The sequence below is a fragment of the Psychrobacter communis genome (genome assembly GCF_014836505.1).
Taxonomy (GTDB): domain Bacteria; phylum Pseudomonadota; class Gammaproteobacteria; order Pseudomonadales; family Moraxellaceae; genus Psychrobacter; species Psychrobacter faecalis.
Map to the genome: position 1 here is coordinate 1 of NZ_JACSQR010000042.1, position 20521 is coordinate 20521.

The 20521-nt window shown below is 44.3% G+C and carries 16 protein-coding genes; 3 read left to right on the forward strand and 13 right to left on the reverse strand.

Annotated features, from left to right (window positions below):
- Nucleotides 1-327 precede the first annotated feature (327 nt).
- The 9 genes from nqrM to H9653_RS11220 all read right to left on the reverse strand — a co-directional run bounded on the left by nqrM (nucleotide 328) and on the right by H9653_RS11220 (nucleotide 9090).
- Entirely contained in the window at nucleotides 328-573 is a 246-nt protein-coding gene (gene nqrM, locus H9653_RS11180) for a (Na+)-NQR maturation NqrM (protein ID WP_068404374.1), read from the reverse strand.
- Between the two features lie 121 nt (nucleotides 574-694).
- A complete protein-coding gene (locus H9653_RS11185) occupies nucleotides 695-1825 on the reverse strand; it encodes an FAD:protein FMN transferase (protein WP_191692427.1) in 1131 nt (376 codons plus the stop codon).
- Nucleotides 1826-2005: 180 nt separating this feature from the next.
- Entirely contained in the window at nucleotides 2006-2806 is an 801-nt protein-coding gene (locus H9653_RS11190) for an SDR family NAD(P)-dependent oxidoreductase (RefSeq protein WP_191692428.1), read from the reverse strand.
- Between the two features lie 140 nt (nucleotides 2807-2946).
- Nucleotides 2947-4182 (reverse strand): NADH:ubiquinone reductase (Na(+)-transporting) subunit F, encoded by a 1236-nt coding sequence (gene nqrF / locus H9653_RS11195; RefSeq protein WP_144297945.1) that lies wholly within the window; start codon nucleotides 4180-4182, stop codon nucleotides 2947-2949.
- A 120-nt stretch (nucleotides 4183-4302) separates the two neighbouring features.
- Complete coding sequence (gene nqrE, locus H9653_RS11200; RefSeq protein WP_068404382.1) at nucleotides 4303-4911, reverse strand: NADH:ubiquinone reductase (Na(+)-transporting) subunit E; 609 nt, start codon at nucleotides 4909-4911, stop codon at nucleotides 4303-4305.
- A complete protein-coding gene (locus H9653_RS11205; protein ID WP_068404384.1) occupies nucleotides 4911-5582 on the reverse strand; it encodes an NADH:ubiquinone reductase (Na(+)-transporting) subunit D in 672 nt (223 codons plus the stop codon). Before H9653_RS11205 ends, nqrE begins: the two co-directional genes overlap by 1 nt.
- A gap of 1 nt (nucleotide 5583) precedes the next feature.
- Nucleotides 5584-6516: a Na(+)-translocating NADH-quinone reductase subunit C gene (locus H9653_RS11210; RefSeq protein ID WP_191692429.1), complete on the reverse strand. Its 933-nt coding sequence runs from the start codon at nucleotides 6514-6516 to the stop codon at nucleotides 5584-5586.
- The gene (locus H9653_RS11215; RefSeq protein ID WP_191692430.1) at nucleotides 6497-7732 is read right to left on the reverse strand and encodes an NADH:ubiquinone reductase (Na(+)-transporting) subunit B; all 1236 of its coding nucleotides are present in this window, start codon (nucleotides 7730-7732) and stop codon (nucleotides 6497-6499) included. The genes H9653_RS11210 and H9653_RS11215 overlap by 20 nt, the downstream gene beginning before the upstream one ends.
- 5 nt (nucleotides 7733-7737) lie before the next feature.
- Complete coding sequence (locus H9653_RS11220; RefSeq protein ID WP_191692431.1) at nucleotides 7738-9090, reverse strand: Na(+)-translocating NADH-quinone reductase subunit A; 1353 nt, start codon at nucleotides 9088-9090, stop codon at nucleotides 7738-7740.
- Between the two features lie 964 nt (nucleotides 9091-10054).
- Between H9653_RS11220 and hisA the strand changes: the two genes are divergently transcribed.
- The 3 genes from hisA to H9653_RS11235 all read left to right on the forward strand — a co-directional run bounded on the left by hisA (nucleotide 10055) and on the right by H9653_RS11235 (nucleotide 13039).
- Nucleotides 10055-10795, forward strand: coding sequence for a 1-(5-phosphoribosyl)-5-[(5-phosphoribosylamino)methylideneamino]imidazole-4-carboxamide isomerase (hisA, locus tag H9653_RS11225; protein WP_068408306.1), 741 nt, complete (start codon nucleotides 10055-10057; stop codon nucleotides 10793-10795).
- Nucleotides 10796-10865: 70 nt separating this feature from the next.
- Complete coding sequence (locus H9653_RS11230; protein ID WP_404814819.1) at nucleotides 10866-12635, forward strand: mechanosensitive ion channel domain-containing protein; 1770 nt, start codon at nucleotides 10866-10868, stop codon at nucleotides 12633-12635.
- Nucleotides 12636-12754: 119 nt separating this feature from the next.
- On the forward strand, nucleotides 12755-13039 hold the full coding sequence (locus tag H9653_RS11235) for a hypothetical protein (RefSeq protein WP_191692432.1): 285 nt from the start codon (nucleotides 12755-12757) through the stop codon (nucleotides 13037-13039).
- A 153-nt stretch (nucleotides 13040-13192) separates the two neighbouring features.
- Here H9653_RS11235 and rnr read toward each other — a convergent pair whose 3' ends face one another.
- The 4 genes from rnr to thrS all read right to left on the reverse strand — a co-directional run bounded on the left by rnr (nucleotide 13193) and on the right by thrS (nucleotide 19839).
- Nucleotides 13193-15502 (reverse strand): ribonuclease R, encoded by a 2310-nt coding sequence (gene rnr, locus H9653_RS11240; protein ID WP_191692433.1) that lies wholly within the window; start codon nucleotides 15500-15502, stop codon nucleotides 13193-13195.
- Nucleotides 15503-15651: 149 nt separating this feature from the next.
- Complete coding sequence (locus H9653_RS11245; protein WP_191692434.1) at nucleotides 15652-16896, reverse strand: toxic anion resistance protein; 1245 nt, start codon at nucleotides 16894-16896, stop codon at nucleotides 15652-15654.
- Nucleotides 16897-17377: 481 nt separating this feature from the next.
- Complete coding sequence (infC, locus tag H9653_RS11250; protein WP_144297936.1) at nucleotides 17378-17881, reverse strand: translation initiation factor IF-3; 504 nt, start codon at nucleotides 17879-17881, stop codon at nucleotides 17378-17380.
- A 23-nt stretch (nucleotides 17882-17904) separates the two neighbouring features.
- Nucleotides 17905-19839: a threonine--tRNA ligase gene (thrS, locus tag H9653_RS11255; protein WP_191692435.1), complete on the reverse strand. Its 1935-nt coding sequence runs from the start codon at nucleotides 19837-19839 to the stop codon at nucleotides 17905-17907.
- Between the last annotated feature and the right edge of the window lie 682 nt (nucleotides 19840-20521).

Consider the following 20521-nt stretch of genomic DNA (forward strand, 5'->3'; position numbering starts at 1 on the left):
TAAAAATATAATAAACACTAGGCGAAATTCACCTCCACCCTAATGTCGGGTGGAGTCCTCTTTCGCTTTTAGATAGAGTATAAAAACACTTGCAGAAAGCAAGTCATATGAACTTGCTACCCCATTTATCAGGGTAAAGTTAGTATATGAATAGTGAAGTTTTGGCTTTGCTGATAGCGCTTATGATAAACAGGCTTTTATATAAACGCTAAAGCAAAAATAGCGTCAGTCACCGTTAGTTTGCAAGGTTAATTGCAAAGGACTCGACGCTATTATAAGAATAGAGGGCGGCTAAATACTACCAACGTATGGTAACAAATAGCAGGTTTATACCGACTTGCCTAATTGCGCAGCCTTTAGCGCGGTTTCTTGCTGCTGGTCAACCAGCGATTCGCATTTATTGGGGTCGTTACCACAAAATGAGCAAAACTCATCACCCATCAATTTTGCCACACCACCGCACGAGCCTCTAAGCGGCTTTTTTTTGACCATATAACCGATGCCCATAAAGATAAAAAACAGCATAAAGACGGTAAAGGTAACAGCAAGCATGGGAAGCAATTGGTTAAGCATAGAGATAACCTCTCGTTTAAAATATGAAGCAGCCATCTAAGCAATGACTTACTTATAGTATAGCAAAAATTTTCCTCGCCCGTTTGTGCTTAGCAGGTTATTACAGTCTAGATGTTTGATACTAAGACTTTTTATCGGCGCGTAAGGTTTTCATCGCCGGCGTTTCGACCACTTGCCAATCATCAACGCTATCGGTCGCCGTGTCTGCTGCAACACCTTTTGCCAAAATGACAAATAAAGCTGCGATATCATGCTCTTTTGCCGTAGCCAGCGCTTTTTCATAAGGCATGGCGGTCAAAGCCGTTGCCCACGCATCCGCCAGCGCCACCGTTTCTGCAGCGACCGTTACTGATGGCGCACCGCCTACGATTGGCTCACCTGTGGTTGGGTCAATGGTATGGCTATAATGCTTACCATCGAAAACAACGGAGTTGCGATAGTTGCCAGAAGTAGCAAGCGCCATGCTAGCGCCGTTATTGATAGGTTGGCGAATCACCGCCATTGCTTGCCGAGTACTTACCGTACTGCCCTCAATGGGTGCATCAATAGCGATTTGCCACGGCTGCTGCTGCGCGCTGACGCCCGAGGTCGCCACTTCGCCGCCAATCTCAACCATATAGTTGCGAATTTGATAAGTGTTCTTAAGCACATCGGCAATGACGTCGACGCCATAACCTTTAGCCACCGCCGAAAAATCAAGGCCAACGCCGTCTTTGGTTTTATAAATGCTGTCATCTTTTTGAATGACACTGTCAAAATCGACCAAAGCTTTTGCTTGCGCAATCTCAAGCGCCGTTGGCGGACTTTGTAAGCGCTCAACCGTCATGGTACTGCCAAAGCCCCAAGTTTCTATCAAAGGCATTACCGTTGGGTCAAAAGCGCCGCCCGATAGCTCATAAACTTGCCTTGAGGCTTGCAACACATGGCTAAAATCGGCGTCGATAGCAATCGGCGTATCTTTGCCTAATTGGTTAAGTTTAGAAATAGTAGAGTCGGCTTGATAGGTCGACATGCTGTCGTTTATATCTTGCAAGCGCTTATCAATTGCTGCTTGTATGGCAGCTTCATCAGCGCCTTTGGGCAATTGATAACTGATGTGGTAGCTGGTGCCCATGGTCTCGCCGCTAAGATTGTTGTAATCGGGCTTTTGCTGGCAGGCGCTAAGCATGAGTACAGAGCTGATAGCAATGATGGTTAAAGAGGCGGATTTTAGGGGTTTGTTAGGAGTAAGAAAGGTGGTTAAATTTGTCATATAAGTCATCACAACTTGATAAAGCGAAGGGGTGAGTGGGGGCGTTAGTTTGCAGGTAATAAACTAAGCAAGCTAAGCGTCGCCTATTTTACACCCCTTGTTACCGATAAGGCCAATTTACGACTAACGTACGACTTAAATAACTACGACTCGAGAAGATACGATTGAACCTGCCTGTTTTTATTTAACCTGTGACTCACGAATAAGCTTATATAGCTTCGGCGGCGATAAACGATTGACTCTAGTGGCAAGCTTTTCTTTACTGCCAGCAACGATGACATATTCTTCACCCTTAGTCAGGGCTTTGACGACTTGCTTGGCAAAGGCGGTCGCAGTAAGACCTTTATTGGTGGCGTCATCCATTGTCCCTTGCGCACTACCATCACCAGTCAAGGCATTGATAGAAATATTGGTTTGAATAAACCCTGGGAATATGGTCGCGACCTCGATGCCTTGGTCATGCAATTCTGCGCGCAAGCTGTTTGCCCACATATGGATAGCGGCTTTGGCAGCACTATAAGCGCCGCGATATTGGGTACCCAGTAAACCTGCCACGCTCGATACCATGACAATTTTGCCGCCACCTTGCGCAATCATATCGGGCAATACCAGTCTGGTCAGCCGCGTTTGCGCGAAATAATCTATCTCCATCAGCTTACGTTCAACTTCCTCGGTCGTTTCCATGATAAGCGCGCGTTGACTGATGCCCGCATTATTAATCAACCAATCCACTTTTTCAGTTTTAGCCTTGATTGTTTCATAGGCTTCTTTTGCTTGCGCGGCATCGGCGATATCAAAGGGAACGACGATATGCTTTTTGCTGTTTTTGCAGCGATTTTTGACTGTCTCTAATTTAGCTTTATCACGGCCACTTAAAATAATGCTGGCACCACGTTTGGCAAAGGCAATTGATAATGCTTCGCCGATACCGCTAGACGCGCCGGTAATCCAAATGGTCAAATCTTTCGCTTTGGTTTTCATAAGAATCCTTTCTGATTGAAAATGGTTTATTTAGCGCATAAAAAAAGAGCCTCCATTGAGACTCTTAATTTATCATATATTTTTAGCTTAACGATACTTGTTGAATAAATAGGTGTTATCAACCGATTTAAATAACTCGCTTAACCACCAAAATCATCAAGCATGATGTTTTCATCTTCCACGCCCAAGCTGTGTAGCATGTCGATTACCGCCGCGTTCATCATCGGTGGCCCGCACATGTAGTATTCACAGTCTTCTGGGTTTGGATGGTCTTTAAGATAGTTTTCAAGCAGCACGTTATGGATAAAGCCGGTTGGACCTTCCCAATTGTCTTCAGGGAGAGGGTCAGACAAGGCTACATGCCATTCAAAGTTATCAAACTCTTCTTCTAGCTGATCATAATCTTCAACGTAGAACATCTCACGAATCGAGCGCGCGCCATACCAAAAGCTAATCTTACGCTTGGTATCTAAGCGTTTGAGCTGATCGAAAATGTGCGAGCGCATCGGTGCCATACCCGCACCACCACCGACGAAAATCATTTCAGCTTCGGTGTCTTTGGCAAAAAACTCACCATAAGGACCAGAAACCGTCACTTTATCGCCAGGGACGAGGCTAAATACCCAAGAGGACATTTTGCCCGGTGGTATACCGTCAGGGCCGCGAGGCGGTGGACTGGCGATACGGATATTAAACTTAATAATGCCTTTCTCGTCTGGATAGTTGGCCATTGAGTAAGCACGAATAACTGGCTCATCAACTTTTGACACATATTTGAAAATGTCGAACTTTTCCCAATCTTCGCGGTATTCTTCGTCAATCACAAAGTCTTTATAATGCACTTCATGCGGCGGCGCTTCTAACTGTACATAACCACCCGCACGGAAATTGACTTCCTCGCCTTCTGGAATTTTAAGCACCAATTCTTTAATAAAGGTGGCAACGTTATCGTTTGAGACAACTTCACATTCCCATTTTTGTACATCAAAAAACTCAGGGTCAATCTCAATTTTCATGTCTTGCTTTACCGCAACCTGACAAGCAAGGCGCATGTGGTTACGGATTTCGCCTTGGGTAAAATACCCAGTTTCGGTGGGCAGGATAGAGCCGCCCCCTTCGATAACGCGGCAACGACACTGCGCGCAGGTACCACCACCACCACAGGCTGAAGATAAGAAAATACCTTCGCTTGCTAGTGTTTGTAGCAGTTTTCCGCCCGCGGGTGTCACGACGTCATTATCGGGATTATCATTGATATGGATAGTAACATCGCCTGAACTGACCAATCTTGAGCGCGCTGCCAAAATAATGGCAACAAGACCCATGATGATCACGGTAAACATAGCAACGCCACCAATCGCCGTAGCGTAATCCATGGTAGGTATCCTTAATCTATGGAGTAGGGGAGCGAAAAAACGTCTTTGCGTTTTTTGAACCCCTACCGAATAAATGAATTAAATAGGTCAAAGTGCTAAATAGGGTTTAAGCTTAGCGGTTTAAATTGACATACCGCCGAAAGACATAAAGCCAAGTGACATCAGACCAACCGTGATAAAGGTAATACCAAGACCACGCAGCGGCGCTGGAATGTCTGAGTATTTTAGCTTTTCACGGATACCCGCCAAGGCGGTAATCGCCAATGCCCAACCAAAACCTGCGCCGACGCCGTATACCATCGATTCGCCAAAGTTATAATCACGCTCAACCATAAACAGTACGCCACCTAAAATGGCGCAGTTAACGGTAATCAGTGGCAAAAACACCCCAAGGGCGTTATACAGACTCGGGACGAACTTATCCAAGAACATCTCTAAAATCTGTACCACAGCGGCGATCAAACCAATATAACTGAGTAGGCCCAAAAAGCTTAAGTCGATATCAGGGAAACCTGCCCATGCCAGCGCACCATTTTTTAAGATGAACTGAAACAAAAGGTTATTTAGCGGTACGGTAATCGCCATCACGACGACCACAGCGACTCCAAGACCAATCGCGGTGGAGACCTTTTTTGATACCGCCAAAAAGGTACACATGCCTAAGAAGTAGGCCAGCGCCATATTCTCGATAAAGACCGAGGTTATAAATAAACTGACATAGTGTCCCATTAGTGACCGCCTCCTTGTGCCATGCCTTTAGATTGCGGCTTCATTACAAATTCAGCTTCTTCGACCTGTTCAGGTTTCCAAGTACGGATAATCACAATGAACAGAGCAATGATAAAGAACGCTGACGGTGGCAATAGTAATAGACCATTTGGTACGTACCAACCACCATCGTTAGCAGTTTGCAAAATGGTAATACCGAACCAACTGCCTGCGCCCAAAATCTCACGCACGCTCGCGACAAATAGCAGTACCGCCGAGTAACCAAGACCGTTACCAATACCGTCTAAAAAGCTTGGTACTGGTGGATTGCTCATGGCAAATGCTTCGGCACGGCCCATCACGATACAGTTGGTGATAATCAAACCAACGAATACCGACAAACCTTTACTGACGTCATAAGCGACCGCTTTTAAAATCTGGTCAACCACAATAACCAATGACGCAATAATCGTCATCTGCACAATAATACGAATGCTCGATGGGATTTGCTTACGGATAATAGAGATAAAAAAGCTTGAGAATGCGGTCACCAAGGTCAACGCCACACTCATCACCAGCGCATTCGCCACACTGGTAGTAACCGCCAACGCCGAACAAATACCTAAGATTTGCAGAGCAATCGGGTTATTATCAAAAATAGGCGAGGTTAAAATCGTTTTTGTATCAGCCATGTTATGCCTCCTTGCCGTGTGCTGCTGGCACTACTGCGACCAGTTCGGTTGCGGGATGCGTCTGCTGTTGATGTAAGTTCTGACCCAGTTTTTTATACGGACTTTGACTGGCTTTGACTTCTGCATCCGCCAATGTTTTACCGTTTTGTTCACGTAGCTGGTCTAAGTAAGGCTTATAGCCTTGTTCACCGAGCCAAAACTGAATCATGTTACTGACGCCGCGACCGGTTAAGGTTGCACCACTAATGCCATCTACCCAGTTGTCTTTTGGATTACCGGCTTTAGTCACACCTGTTGCAACTGCGCCGTTTTCATCATAAGAGTGAATGCCGCTCCACATGGCGCGCCACTCAGGCTCCTCGATACGAGCACCTAGACCTGGGGTTTCTTTATGCTCATAGAAACTGATTCCTTTGATGGTATTCATATCACTTTCAAGCGTTAAGAAACCATAAATCGTACCCCATAGACCATAGCCTTGAATCGGCAGCACCACCATTTCAGGCTGTCCAGCGTCATCACTTTTGACATAGACTTTGGCGTATTTAGGAACACGGCCGATACCAGCAGGGTCATTACCGCCCAAATCTTCGCTTAGCGCCTGATTTTTGGTCGCTTGACTGGCATCGTATGCATTGCGATCAGGAATGCCAGCGGCTTTTAGCGCGTCGTCATCGAGGTAATCGCCTTTATTAAGGTCAACAATTTTTACCTCAAAGTCTTTAAAACGCTCGGCCACATCTTCATTGGTATCAGACGCCGGGTCAAACATACCAGCGGCGACTAAGATATTTTTGTTACGGTCTAAGCGCGCGTTTTCAACTTGCGCTGGTTTTAAACCAACAGCCGCCGCTGAGACCAATACAGAACACACCAAGCATAGCGTCAACGCCACGCTGATGGTTTTTGCATTATTACTTTTGGGCTTGGACATAACGAACCCTCCGTGCTGTTTGGCGCTTGATATTGGCTTGCGTCACAAAGTAATCAAATAATGGCGCAAATAAGTTGGCGAATAAAATGGCTAGCATGATGCCTTCTGGAAAGGCGGGGTTGACGACGCGGATGAGTACGGTCATAAAACCAATCAAAATACCATACGCCCAGCGGCCTTTATTGGTGTGCGCAGCTGATACAGGGTCGGTTGCCATAAACACCGCACCAAAGGCAAAACCGCCGATGACTAAGTGCCAATAAAACGGCAGGCTCATCATCATATTGTCTTCAGAACCGACCATATTAAAGACTAGCGATGTGGCAATTAGCCCCACCACACAACCTGCCATGATGCGCCATGAGGCAATGCGCGTCCAAAGTAGAACCACTGCACCTAGCAAAATAGCCAGCGTCGATACTTCACCGATACTGCCTTGCATATTACCTAAGAAAGCATCCGTCCATGTGATGGCATTGCCATAAACATCAACGAAGTCTGCTGGGACGACGCCAAGCGCGGCAAGTCCAAGTGGCGTGGCTCCTGAGAAACCATCAACCGCCGTCCATACTGAGTCGCCTGACATATAAGCAGGGTAAGCAAAGTATAAGAACGCACGACCTGATAGGGCAGGGTTCAGGAAGTTTTTACCCGTACCGCCAAAGACTTCTTTTGCTACGACCACACCAAAAATAATACCTAAGGCAACTTGCCATAAAGGAATATCTGGTGGGAGACACAGCGCAAATAGCACAGAAGTCACAAAGAAACCTTCGTTAACTTCATGCCCGCGCACGACAGCAAAGATAATCTCACAGAGAATACCAACCGCAAAGGTGACGATATAAATCGGTAAGAACTGCATGGCTCCGTAGACAAAGCTTGCCCAGATACTGTCTGGATTGTAGCCCGCCATACTGGTGATAACGGTACGCCAGCCTTCAGGCTGTAAGCCAAGCTGCGCAATCGCTGTTAATGCTTGATGACCGATATTGTACATACCCCAAAACATCGCAGGGAAGGTACATAACCAAACGGTAATCATAATACGCTTAAGGTCGATACCGTCGCGTACGTGTGAGGATGCGTATGTCGTTGAGCCTGGTTGACGTAAAAACGTATCAAACATCTCAAAGATGGCGTAGTACTTTTCGTGTTTGCCACCCTTGGTGAAAGACGGCTCCATACGATCGAACATATTGTGTAAAAATTTCATCGTGGTTAGCCCTCCAGCTCAATGCGCGTTAAGTTGTCACGCAAAATATCGCCGAATTCATATTTGCCAGGAGATACAAAGGTGCATAATGCCAAATCTTCTTCGTCCAATTCAAGTACACCCAAATCGACAGCGCTAACGATGTCTTCGACAATCAAAGCGCGCAGTAGCTGCGTTGGCAGATAGTCTTGCGGCATGACTTCTTCATAGACACCAATTGGCACCATCGCCCGCGGCGAGCCATTGCTCGAAGTGGTAAAGCTATATTTTTTACCACCAAAAAACTGCGAGATATAGATGGGCAATTTAGAGAAGCGATTGGTACCAGCGGTAAAGAAGTGAAACGCTGGACGTTCACGACCTTCGGTTAGCGCGCTGATTTGATTATGAAAGCGACCAAGATAATTGGTATTGCCAAACACTTTGCGACCTGAAAGCACAGAACCCGAGATGATACGGTTCTCGCCAGCTGTAAGCTCACCTTTGGTCAATGCTGCGATATCTGCACCGCGCTCGGTGACCACCAAATGCGGGTTTTTAACCGCAGGGCCAGCGAGGCTAAGCATACGGCGCGTATATAAACGACCAGTAGTAAACAACTTACCAATGGCAATCACGTCTTGGTAACCAATCGTCCACACGGTCACGCCGCGCATGATAGGATGCAAAAAGTGAATGTGCGTGCCAGCCAGACCAGCAGGGTGTTTGCCAGCAAAGCTATGATACTCAGTGACATTATTAGCAGCCGTTTTGGCAACTGGCGTCAACTGGGCATCGCCGTGATGGCAGACAAAGGTCTTGGGGCTGAGGGTTGATAATACAGCAAGTCCGTCATTGAACGCTTGAAGCTGCTCATTAATCAGCAACATCGGGTCAAGCGCTAATGGATTGGTATCCATAGCGGTGACAAAGATAGCGTGCGGACGGGCACCAATATCGGGGGAGCGGCTATAAGGACGCGTACGAAAAGCGGTCCATTCACCAGAGGCAAGCAGTTGGGTTTCAACGACTTCAGAATCTAGGTCAGCAAGTTGCTGGGAGTCGTAGCGCTGAAATTCTACTTCTTCACCGTTTGGGTCGACCGCAATCACAAGACTTTCAAAAACACGACGCTCACCGCGATTAACGGCGACGACCTTACCAGCAGCAGGGGCAGTGTAGATAACGCCGACCCGTTTTTTGTCTTCAAAAACGGGCTGACCTTTAGCTACGATGTCGCCTTCTTTGACATTCATTGTGGGCTTCATGCCCACATAATCATAGCCAACGAGTGCTACATAGGCGGGTCTGTGCTCAGATATCTCGCGGGAGGGTTCACCAGTGATGGGTAAATCCAAACCTTTCTTGATGGTAATCATAAGCGAAAACTTAGTCCATAGTCTAAAACGATACCAGACGTCCTGTTTGGTATATCGGCAGCATGGATAACAGCGTCATCAATAAAGTGCTTTATCACTCCCAAAAAAGGGCGTAAAAAAGTGCTCTAGACATAACACATCATCATAACTACAAGTAAGAGTATTAACGCTGACCTTAGACTCCTTAACAACACGTTAATGTCTTATTCGAATGACCAAAGTGACGACTGGCTACCAAGGTGTATCGTAAAACTCATAAATCTAACCGCGTCCTCAACGAGGATGACAGTAGATAAAATACAGTTTTACCATACGATTTATTAAAATCTTAAAATTTGTCGTATCAGGAATCATAGGGTTATTAAAATTTACGCAGCGCTATTCATACGAGTGAATATAAATGAGGCATCAGTGATTTGTTCATACTTTATGAAAGCTGTCTTTGTGAAAGCTATCTAAGTGCTGGTTAATGACCTATGATTACAGGGTAAACTCAATGTCTTGATAAGCTCAGCATTAATTTAGTGCTAATGGGGTGCTCATATTTACCTTATGCTGATTGCAATCGTCAATAGGTAGCAGACGATTAGGTTTTATCATACAAATACAAATTTACCTAGGATTATACGCTAAACTGACCTAAAATTGCCAGTTGGTAAATGAATTTACCTAATGTTACGAGTGATTCCTTCAGCTAAAACTTATGGTTATGATTGTGATTACGGTGATGGGTTCTTTATCATTTTTTAACCAAACTTTAATTCGTATTCTCATTTACCACTGCCATTTTTAATATTTAATCAATTTTCCCTAATAGCTGCTTTTAATTTGCTATGCTAAATAAATTTTACGTAGTCGTCCTTTAATGGGCTTGGATACTTTTTTTACTTTTGAATTTTTCTTATTCATATTGTTATTATTCAACTATTTTTAATCGCTGATATCGCTTTATAAGGAATGCTGTATGTGTGCTGTCCCTGTCATTATCCCCGCTATCGATTTAAAAGATGGTAAATGTGTGCGTTTAAAACAAGGTCGTATGGAAGACGATACGGTATTTTCTGATGATCCAGTCGCTATGGCGGCGCGTTGGGTCAATGAGGGCGCGCGTCGCTTACATTTGGTCGATTTAAATGGCGCATTTGATGGCATCCCAGTACACAAACAAGTGGTCAACGACATTGCCAAAGCTTTCCCCAAGCTGCCGATTCAATTGGGCGGCGGTGTGCGCAATATGAAAACCATCGAGCAGTATATTAGCGCAGGTTTGACCTACATTATTATTGGTACCAAAGCTGTGGAAGATCCTGACTTTGTGACCGAAGCCTGCCGCGAGTTTGCTGGACACATTATTGTCGGTATCGATGCCAAAGATGGCATGGTTGCCACGCACGGTTGGGCAAACGTGACCGATACCAAAGCTACCGAGCTTGCCAAGCGTTTTGCTGATGTTGGCGTATCGTCAATCGTTTATACCGATATCGCTCGTGATGGCATGATGCAAGGCGTCAATGTCGAGCAAACGGTTAATTTAGCGCGTGAAGGCGGCTTGCCGGTGATTGCGTCAGGCGGCGTCACCGATATGAAAGACATTGAATTGCTAAAACCTTATGGTGACTGTATCGAAGGGATTATCACTGGCCGCGCGATTTACGAAGGCACCTTAGACTTGGGTGAGGCGCAGCTTTATCTAGATGGTAAATAGTTTTTAGTCGCCATGTCCAGAGAGCGTTATTGGAAATGTGATATAAAGCTAGAATAATAAAGGGATACTTATGGCAGCGTATGTTGACCAGCCTCAATTACGTAGGCTACACAGGTTAAGCCAGCGCCAGTCGCGTATAACGATAAACGTCTACGCTCAGCTGTTATTGCTATTAAGTATCTTTTTAAGTGTTCTTTTAAGCATGCCAACTTATGCGGCTACAGACAGCAGCACAAGTGAGAGTATTATACTCAATAATGAGGCTACTGAAGATAGTACAGCTGACAGTGGGACCAGCGCTCAGACGCCTAACGCCCCAGCTATAAACGCCCCACCTGCCAATGAGCCAAATAATAGTCTAAATAGTGCCATCACTATTACCCCTGCTACGCCAAGTACTTCTGACACTGCGCCCGCGCCAGTTGAAAAACCGCCAGTTATCAGCGGTGAAAGTACTAATAATGCCCAAATCGAAACCACGCCAACGCCGTTAAAAGACAATGATATCCAGCAACGTATCAGTGGCATTTTTTCAGAAATTGACGGCTTGCAAGCAGTAAGTGTCAGCGTCAACCAAGGGGTTGTAACCTTAACCGGTGAGACGCCTAACGAGAAAAAAGCCCAGCAAGCGATTAATCTGACCAATCGCTTAACCGACGTGGTGACGGTAGAAGATAGAATCAATCGCACCCTTGATGTGCAGGATAATGTCTCGACTGTTTATCAGAGTCTCAAAGCGCAAACCAAAAACCTAGTCAAAGCGTTGCCGCTACTACTCGTAGGGATTGTTTTATTTGCCTTAGTGACGTGGTTTGGCAGTTGGTTATCCAATCGACAAAAAATGTGGCAACGTCTTACGCCAAATCCCTTTGTCGCAGAGTTACTTGCCCAAACCGTTAAAGTCATCTTTATCATTTTCGGTCTTATCTTAGCGTTAAGTTTGATTGGTGCTGAGACTATCTTGGGCACGCTGCTTGGCGGCGCAGGTGTTATTGGTATCGCCGTTGGTTTTGCCGTCAAAGACACCATTGAGAACTATATTGCCTCGCTCATGCTCAGTATCCGCCAACCGTTTCGCGCCCGCGACCATATTTTGATTAACAATCAAGAAGGCATCGTGGTGCGCCTAACCTCACGCGCCACGATTTTAATGACCTTAGACGGCAATCAGTTACGTATTCCTAACGCTGAAGTCTTTAAAGCAACAATTTTAAATTACACCAAAAACCCCGAGCGCCGTTTTACCTTTGAGCTCGGGGTTGATGCCAACGACGATCCGCTTGCTGCGATCAAGGTAGGTATCGATGCCATCTGTCAGTTGGGATTTGCCTTAGATAAGCCAAAAGTCACGGCGGTTATCAAAGAAGTCGGCGAATCAAACATCGTTTTACAGTTCCAAGTATGGGTCAATCAATTGGAGGCAGATTTCTCCAAAGCCCGCAGTATCGCCATTCGGGAAACTAAGCATGCCTTAGAAGATGAAGGTTTTACTTTACCCGAGCCCATTTATCAGTTGCGCTTTAACCATAAGCTAGAAAAAGCCTTTGAGCATTTCCAAAGCAGTCAAACGAACGATAAATCCCCAGCGGAAACGACGGTAATGCCGCACATTTCTGCAACTGATAAAGCGTCTGATGAATCTTCTCCCACTGGCACTAGCATTGAAAATAAAGATAAGAAACAAGCAAAGGCGCGAGCCAAGCATATCTTACAAGGTCGCAATGCCGACGAAGTACTCGATGCGCGTCCTGACCAGAAACTAATGGAAAAAGTTGAGCAAGAAATTGCCGAAAATTCAGATGAAACCGACTTACTAAGTAACAATAGTCCGCAAGAATAGCCCACAAGAGTGGCGTTGAAGATTACCTATTAAAAGGTGATTACTAACTATAAAAGTCGGCATAAAAAATGCAATGAAATGTCTATCTACCTTTTATCGACATAGACGAGATATTTTTTATGCAAATCAAACATCTGATTATTTTTGCTTTGGCTGGTATCGTTATTCTCGCAGGGTTTAATATGATCAGCGGCAGTCAACGTGAAAAAAATAGAGAAGCGTTAGCCGCTAGCAGTGAAACAGAAAACACAGACATAGTTATAACTGACAGCAAGACATCAGATATCGTAAGTCAGCCATTAGGGCAGCAGCCAAAAGCTATTCTTGATAAAGCAAGCACGCAGATAGAACAAGCGGAGCAGGTCAGTCAACAACGTAGTGAGCAAATCGCTAATACGCAATAGGAGCTTTAAACCTTGGAGTTATTATTGTTTAGAATTTTAAGGCTGAAATAAGCAGCATATTAATAACAGCATCTAATTAATCACCCTTTAATGAGCAAAAAAAAGACTAACGATAGCGTTAGTCTTTTTTTTAATCTTAACATTTAGGCAGCGTTAGCTTTTTTTGCTGGTGCCTTTACCACGGCTGCTGCTTCTTTTAGAAGGGGTTTTATTGGCCGAAGTTTTGTTAGCAGAGCTCTTACCAGCCGAATTGTTCTTTGGCTGATCACGTTTGGTTTGATTCATTTGGCTTGCTTGTAGCTTAGCTTTAAGATCAAAGTCGATTTGTAGCAGGTCCATATTAACGCCCGCTACTTTTACGCGAACCAAGTCGCCAAGCCCAAATACCGTGCCTCTGTCTTTACCGATAAGCTGCTGTTGCTGCTCATCATAGACAAAGAAGTCGTCGCCAACGTTGGAGATGTGCACGAGACCATCGATATATAAGTCGGTCAAAGTCACAAATAAACCGAAGCTCGTCACAGTCGTTACTACACCATCGAACTCTTCGCCGACATGATCTTTCATATAATGACATTTGAGCCAAGATTCCACGTAACGCGATGCTTTTTCGGCGCGGCGCTCGGTATCTGAGGTTTGCGTGCCAGCCTCTTCAAGCGAGAAATCCATTACTGGCTGCTGGCTATTAGTCACTTTCGCTTTAATCGCGCGATGCAGCATTAAATCAGGATAGCGGCGAATCGGCGAGGTAAAGTGGCTATATTCATCATAAGCCAAACCAAAGTGCCCGATGTTGTCAGGTGCATAGTTCGCTTGCATCATCGAGCGTAGCAGCATGCTGTGGATGCTAATCGCGTCAGGACGGTCTTTAGTCGCTTCGATAATCCGCTGATAATCTGCTTGCGTTGGGCTTTCTTCTGGAAAGCTTAAGCCAAAGTTTTTGGCATATTCATGAATGCGCATTGACTTTTCGCTATCAGGCTTATCGTGGTTACGATATAAGACAGGCAACTCATGTTTTAGGGCAAAGTTTGCTGCACAGGTATTGGCAAGCAGCATACATTCTTCGATAAGCTTTTGCGCATCGCCGCGCGTACGCGGTAAAATCGCTTCGATGCCACCTTTTTCATTAAACTTAATATACGTTTCGACCGTTTCAAACTCCATGGCATGGCGTTCTTCACGTTTTTTTAGCAGCAGCTCATACAATTGATGTAAGGTATCGACCGATTTTTTAACGTCTTTATTGCCCGTTAATGATTCAGGAACGCTCTTATCTTTTGGATTGGCAAGGTAAGCATTCACTTGATTATAGGTCAGACGCGCTTGCGAGTGCATCACACCCGGATAAAACTCGTAGCCTGTGACTTTACCAGCACGCGATATCTTGATATCGGCAACCATACAGAGACGGTCAAGGTTAGGATTCAATGAGCATAGACCATTAGACAGGACTTCTGGCAGCATCGGAATCACGCGATGCGGGAAATACACTGACGTGCCGCGCTCGTAAGCATCTTTATCAAGTGGCGAGTTTGGCGTGACGTAATAGCTTACATCAGCAATCGCCACCAGCACCCGATAGTTACCGCCCGAGCGTTTTTCGGCGAATACTGCGTCATCAAAGTCGCGCGCGTCTTCACCGTCAATAGTAATCAAGGGTAAATCACGTAAGTCTGTCCGACCTTTCAAGTCTTTTTCAGTCGGCTCTTGATAGCTATTGGCCTGCTGTAATGCCGCTTCGCTAAAGTCTGACGGGATATCATAGTTGAGCAGGGTCGTCTCAATAATCAATTCACGGTCATTATCATCAGATAGCACTTCAGTGATTTTACCGGTGGCAAATTCGTGTTGGTTTGGCCAATCGATAATATCGACTTTGACTGGCGCACCTTGTTTGGCATCTAACGCTTGCACATTTTCTTCAGTGACGGTAATCGGTTGATGGTTATTTGGGCTACCAAGCTCAACGCAATAACCTTCTTCATCGTGCGCCAATGTACCAATAAAATTGTTTTGGCGACGCTCAACGATATCGACAATACGCCCTTCGGTACGGCCACGATTATCTGTAGAGGTACCAACCGCTTGTACGGTATCGCCATTAAATACCCAGCGCATTTGCTTTTCATGCAAGAACAAATCAGGCATATCACTCAATATTACGAAGCCAAAGCCTTTAGGGTGAGCTGACACGGTGCCAGTGACGATATCGTGTTCGGTTACAGTACGATAGCGATAAGGACGCCCGTCGCGGTTTACTTGCCCATCGCGTGCCATTGCCTTTAGACGATTGCCTAAAGCGTCAAATTGGTCAGGGTCATCAATATTAAAGGCTTTTGCCAATTGTTGATGCGTGACTTCACCGTATTCATTAATCGTACTGAGTATCAGTTCGCGACTAGGAATAGGATTGACGTATTTTTGTGCCTCACTCGAGGCGTTTGGATCATTCCAACTCATAAATTACCGTATCTATTTTTTAAAATTATTAATAAGTGCTATCTTAACACGAACGACGCTGCAATATCTTCGGTCAATTGTCTTATGTGTATCAGATAGCAAGTAGCTGCTAGCTTGTATCGATAAGAGCCTTCGACATGCGAGCTCAATCAAATATCAATATCGACCGTATTTGATTGATTGGTTATCTTTTTAGTATTTAACTCTTTCGACACTTCAAGGACAGTCGTTTGATTCGACTTATCGAGATATTTCTGTGCTTTATCAACCTCGGCTGTCAGAGTATTGACCGTTTGTTTCATATTCTCTAGCGCCTCGATTTTATAATTGCTAATCATATCCATCGTCTCATAGACGTTATTGAAGGCGTTTTGGAGTTTATCAAGCTCAATCGTGCTACTGGTTGCCTGCTCGTGAATTTCAAGTGACTGACGTTTGAGCATCGCAGAGGTCGATTCAATCAAGCTGCTGGTGGTTTTATTTAACGCGGTGATTTGATCGAGTACCAGTTTTTGATTGGTCATCGCCTGAGCAACCACCACTGCGGTACGTAACGCCGAGATAGTCGTCGTCGTCGCGCGATCCACACCTTTAATCAGCTCTAGGTTGTTTTTGCGAATGGTATCAAGAGCCAAGTAGCCTTGTACGTTTACCGCCAATTGCGTTAAAAAGTCAGTATTTTTTTGCCGTACATAAAACAGCATTTCTTCTTTAATAATACGCGCTTTTTCGGGGTCAGTAGCTTCAACGGCATAAACCTTTTGTTCAAGCTGCTCATCGATTTTTTTACCCACATAAATATATTGGCGAATCGATTGCATCAGCTCCCACATATTGACTTTTTCTTGCTCAATCATAGCATTGTCTTTGAGCAGCTCGTCTTTACCGTTATAGAGGCTAGTCACTACAGCGTTGATATGTGATTGCGCTGATTCGTATTGACGGAAATAATCTTGCACTTTGTTACCAAATGGAATCAGACCGAAGAGCTTGCGTGAGCTGGTCAGCTCTTTTTTGCTCGGATCCAAATCTTCAACAATACCGCGCAGCTCAGTCAATGATTTGGCAATAGGTGAGTTATCAAACAAGCTATCATTGAGACTTTTTGCTGGCAAATCGAGCATACGGTTCGACACTTGCGCCGACTCACGAATTTCTTTATTGCCCAAATTATGGATAGATTGGACGTTTTGTTGAAACTCAGCGCTGTGTACTGAGTTGTTAATCACGTGATCGACAAAGGCATCGACCTTAGCATCAAGTTCAGGGATGTGGCTTTCGTCCAGTTTCACCATTTGATCCGCTTCGCTTTTTTGAATCTCTTTCACCGGTTCAGGAGCAGTTAAGGTGATGCTAGGCGTTGAGGCGTTTTCAGGTGGGGTCAATTCTTGCATAAAATTTCCTATAATATCTAAAAATGGAATTCTTTACCGACGACGTTATTTATCAATGACACTATTTATTGACTATTAATTGTCATTAACTATTCATTGTTAATGAATAACAGTTTTCGCTTAGCACTTTTATAGTCGTGGTTTCAATTGTTTTTATTACCCAATAATTTTTATTCGAATGAGATATGTGTGATGAGATAACCTTTAGATTAACTGGTAATGAAAAGGTTGAGAAGATGGGTTTTGTAAACTGAGGTTGATAAAGCGTTTATAGAGGAATTTGGCTTATCGTACTTAGCTTTTTTATATTTAATGCGCGTATTCAGCAATAAATATGAAAAAACCATCAATATCCCGGAGTATATTGATGGTTAAGAGTATAACTGTCTATAATAACGAGCTGTCTGTGTTAGTTAATTGATTATATCAACTAACCATCACATCGATTTACAGCCACTACTCGCTATAATCCACCTGTGGATTATTTTTTCTTAGTAGGCCCAAGCAGCATACCCATTTGACGGCCTTCCATCTTAGGATACTGTTCGACGTTTGAGATATCAGCGGTATCTTCAATGATACGATCAAGTTGTTTGCGTCCAATCTCTTGATGCGCCATTTCGCGACCACGGAAACGGATACTGATTTTAACTTTATCTTGGTTTTCCAAGAAGCTGACGATTTTTTTCAGCTTAACTTGATAATCCGCCTCTTCAGTACTAGGACGTAGCTTCATCTCTTTGAGCTGGGTCTGTTTTTGGTTCTTCTTCGCTTCTTTCGCTTTCTGCTTTTGATCATAGAGGAAATGTTTATAATCCATGATTTTGCATACTGGCGGCTTGGCTTCAGGAACCAATTCGACCAAATCTAGGTTTTCATCACGCGCCGCTTTCATCGCGGTTTCGATATCGACCACGCCCATTTGCTCGCCATCTTCTTTAACCAAACGGACTTCTTTAGCATTGATATCTTCGTTGATGTTCAAACGGTTTGACTGTTTAATAGGTATTACTCCTCATCTGTTTTTGGGGTCTGTCGGCCTTTTTTGCTGACAGCAGTCTGTACTAAGCTAATAAATTCTGCAACACTCATGACGCCGAGGTTTTCACCTTCACGAGTTCGGACGTTGACACTGCCCGTTTCGACCTCTTTATCCCCTAATACTAGCATATAGGGAACGCGTTCTAATGTTTTCTCTCGTATCTTAAATCCAATCTTTTCGTTACGCAAGTCACTCGTCGCTCGCAAACCTGCATTTTTCAGCTCACGAACCACATTTTCACAAGCATCGGCTTGTTTATCAGTGATATTCATCACCGCTACTTGTTGCGGCGCAAGCCATACAGGCATCCAACCGGCGTAGTTTTCAATCAAAATACCAATGAAGCGCTCAAACGAGCCTAAGATTGCACGGTGCAGCATAATTGGGGTTTCGCGCTCATTTTGCTCATTGACAAATTCAGCATCAAGGCGCTCAGGCATATTTGGATCAACCTGAATCGTACCGCATTGCCACACGCGACCCAATGAATCCTTTAGACTAAACTCAATCTTCGGACCATAAAATGCGCCTTCACCCGGTAGATATTCCCAATCAAGACCTGAGCTATCTAGGGCATCTGCCAAGGCTTTTTCGGCAAAATCCCATGATTCATCGCTACCAACGCGTTTTTCAGGACGGGTTGAGAGCTTCATAATGATATTATCAAAACCAAAGTCTTCATACACCGCAAGGGTAAGCTTAATAAAATCCGCGACTTCTTGCTGAATTTGCGCTTGCGTACAAAATATATGCGCATCATCTTGCGTGAAACCACGTACACGCATCAAACCATGCAATGAACCAGATGGTTCGTTACGATGGCACGAGCCAAACTCCGCCATACGTAGCGGCAGCTCACGGTAAGACTTTAAGCCTTGGTTAAATACTTGCACGTGACACGGGCAGTTCATTGGTTTTACTGCATAATCACGGTTTTCGCTCGAAGTGGTAAACATATTGGTGGCATAGTTGCCCCAATGGCCTGAACGTTCCCACAAGCTGCGATCGACGATTTGCGGCGTTTTGATTTCCTCATAACCATGGTCATGCTGCACTTTACGCATATATTGCTCAAGTACTTGATAAATCGTCCAACCATTGGCATGCCAAAACACCATGCCCGGCGCTTGCTCTTGCATATGAAACAGATTTAACGCTTTACCAATCTTACGATGGTCACGTTTTTCTGCCTCTTCAATACGTTGGATATAGGCTTTTAAATCTTTTTTATCTGCCCACGCCGTACCATAGATACGTTGTAGCTGTTCGTTCTTAGCATCACCGCGCCAATAAGCGCCTGACATTTTGGTCAGTTTAAATACTTTTAAGAAGCGCGTATTTGGCACGTGTGGACCACGGCACATATCGACATATTCTTGATGATGATATAGACCAAAGGCTTCTTCACCCGGCATGTCATTAATCAATTTCAGCTTATAATCTTCGCCGCGTTCTTCAAAAATCTTAATCACTTCATCGCGAGGGGTCATTTTTTTGATGACGTCATAATCTTGCTTAATCAGCTCCATCATGCGTTTTTCAATTTTTTCCATGTGCTCAGGCGTAAATGGCGTCTCACTATAGATGTCATAATAAAAGCCATCTTCGATAACAGGACCGATGACCATTTTTACGTCAGGATAAAGCTGTTTTACCGCATGACCTAACAAGTGGGCACATGAGTGGCGAATGATATCGACGCCGTCAGCGTCTTTTGGCGTCACGATTTCAACTTTTGCATCGGCAACGATAGGGTCGTGGGCATCTACTAAATGGCCATCAACGCGTCCCGCGACCGTCGCCTTCGCCAAGCCCGCTCCAATACTTTGCGCCACTTCCATGACCGTTGTATTGCCTTCAAAGTTTTTTACGCTACCATCAGGTAAAGTAATCGCTACCATAATCTATTCACCTTTTTGGGTCCGTTGGCAGTGATGATTGCAACCATCAATCATATAACCGTAAGACCACGTCAATTATATCTAACCGCTATAATATGTCGGATATGTTGTAAGAAATGGGCATTAACCACAAACACTGCGCTAAAATTTATCTTATATATTATGCTAATTAAGTAGCCATTTAATAACTGTTCATCAAATCGCTATAATATAATATAGAATAAGTTGCTTGTTAATAAAAATAATTAGGAGTGCCATGCAGTAATGTCATAAAAGCCGCTATTATAGCAAACGCTGCCTATTAACACTAGACAGCTGCGGCGCGGTAAGCTTCCCTATATAGGTACGCTTAATGTCAATATCAATAGTGTTGAATATATACCTATATAAGCCCAGTAATATAATGCATGGTTTATAAATGTCCAATTGAGCTTACTAATAAGCTTCGTAGCAAATAATAATTAAACATTAAGACATGTCTAGAGAATAATCCTCTTTGGTTTAATATCTTTTTTTTACTAAGCTATTGAAAAATATGGTTTATTTACCATCTTCTAAAATTAATTAAGAAATCTATCAAAAATCGGTTGACACCCAGTCCAAACCGTCTATAATACGCACCTCATTAGGGAGAACCGGAGTAACTTATATGTGGATTTACATATAACAAACCTGGCTAACC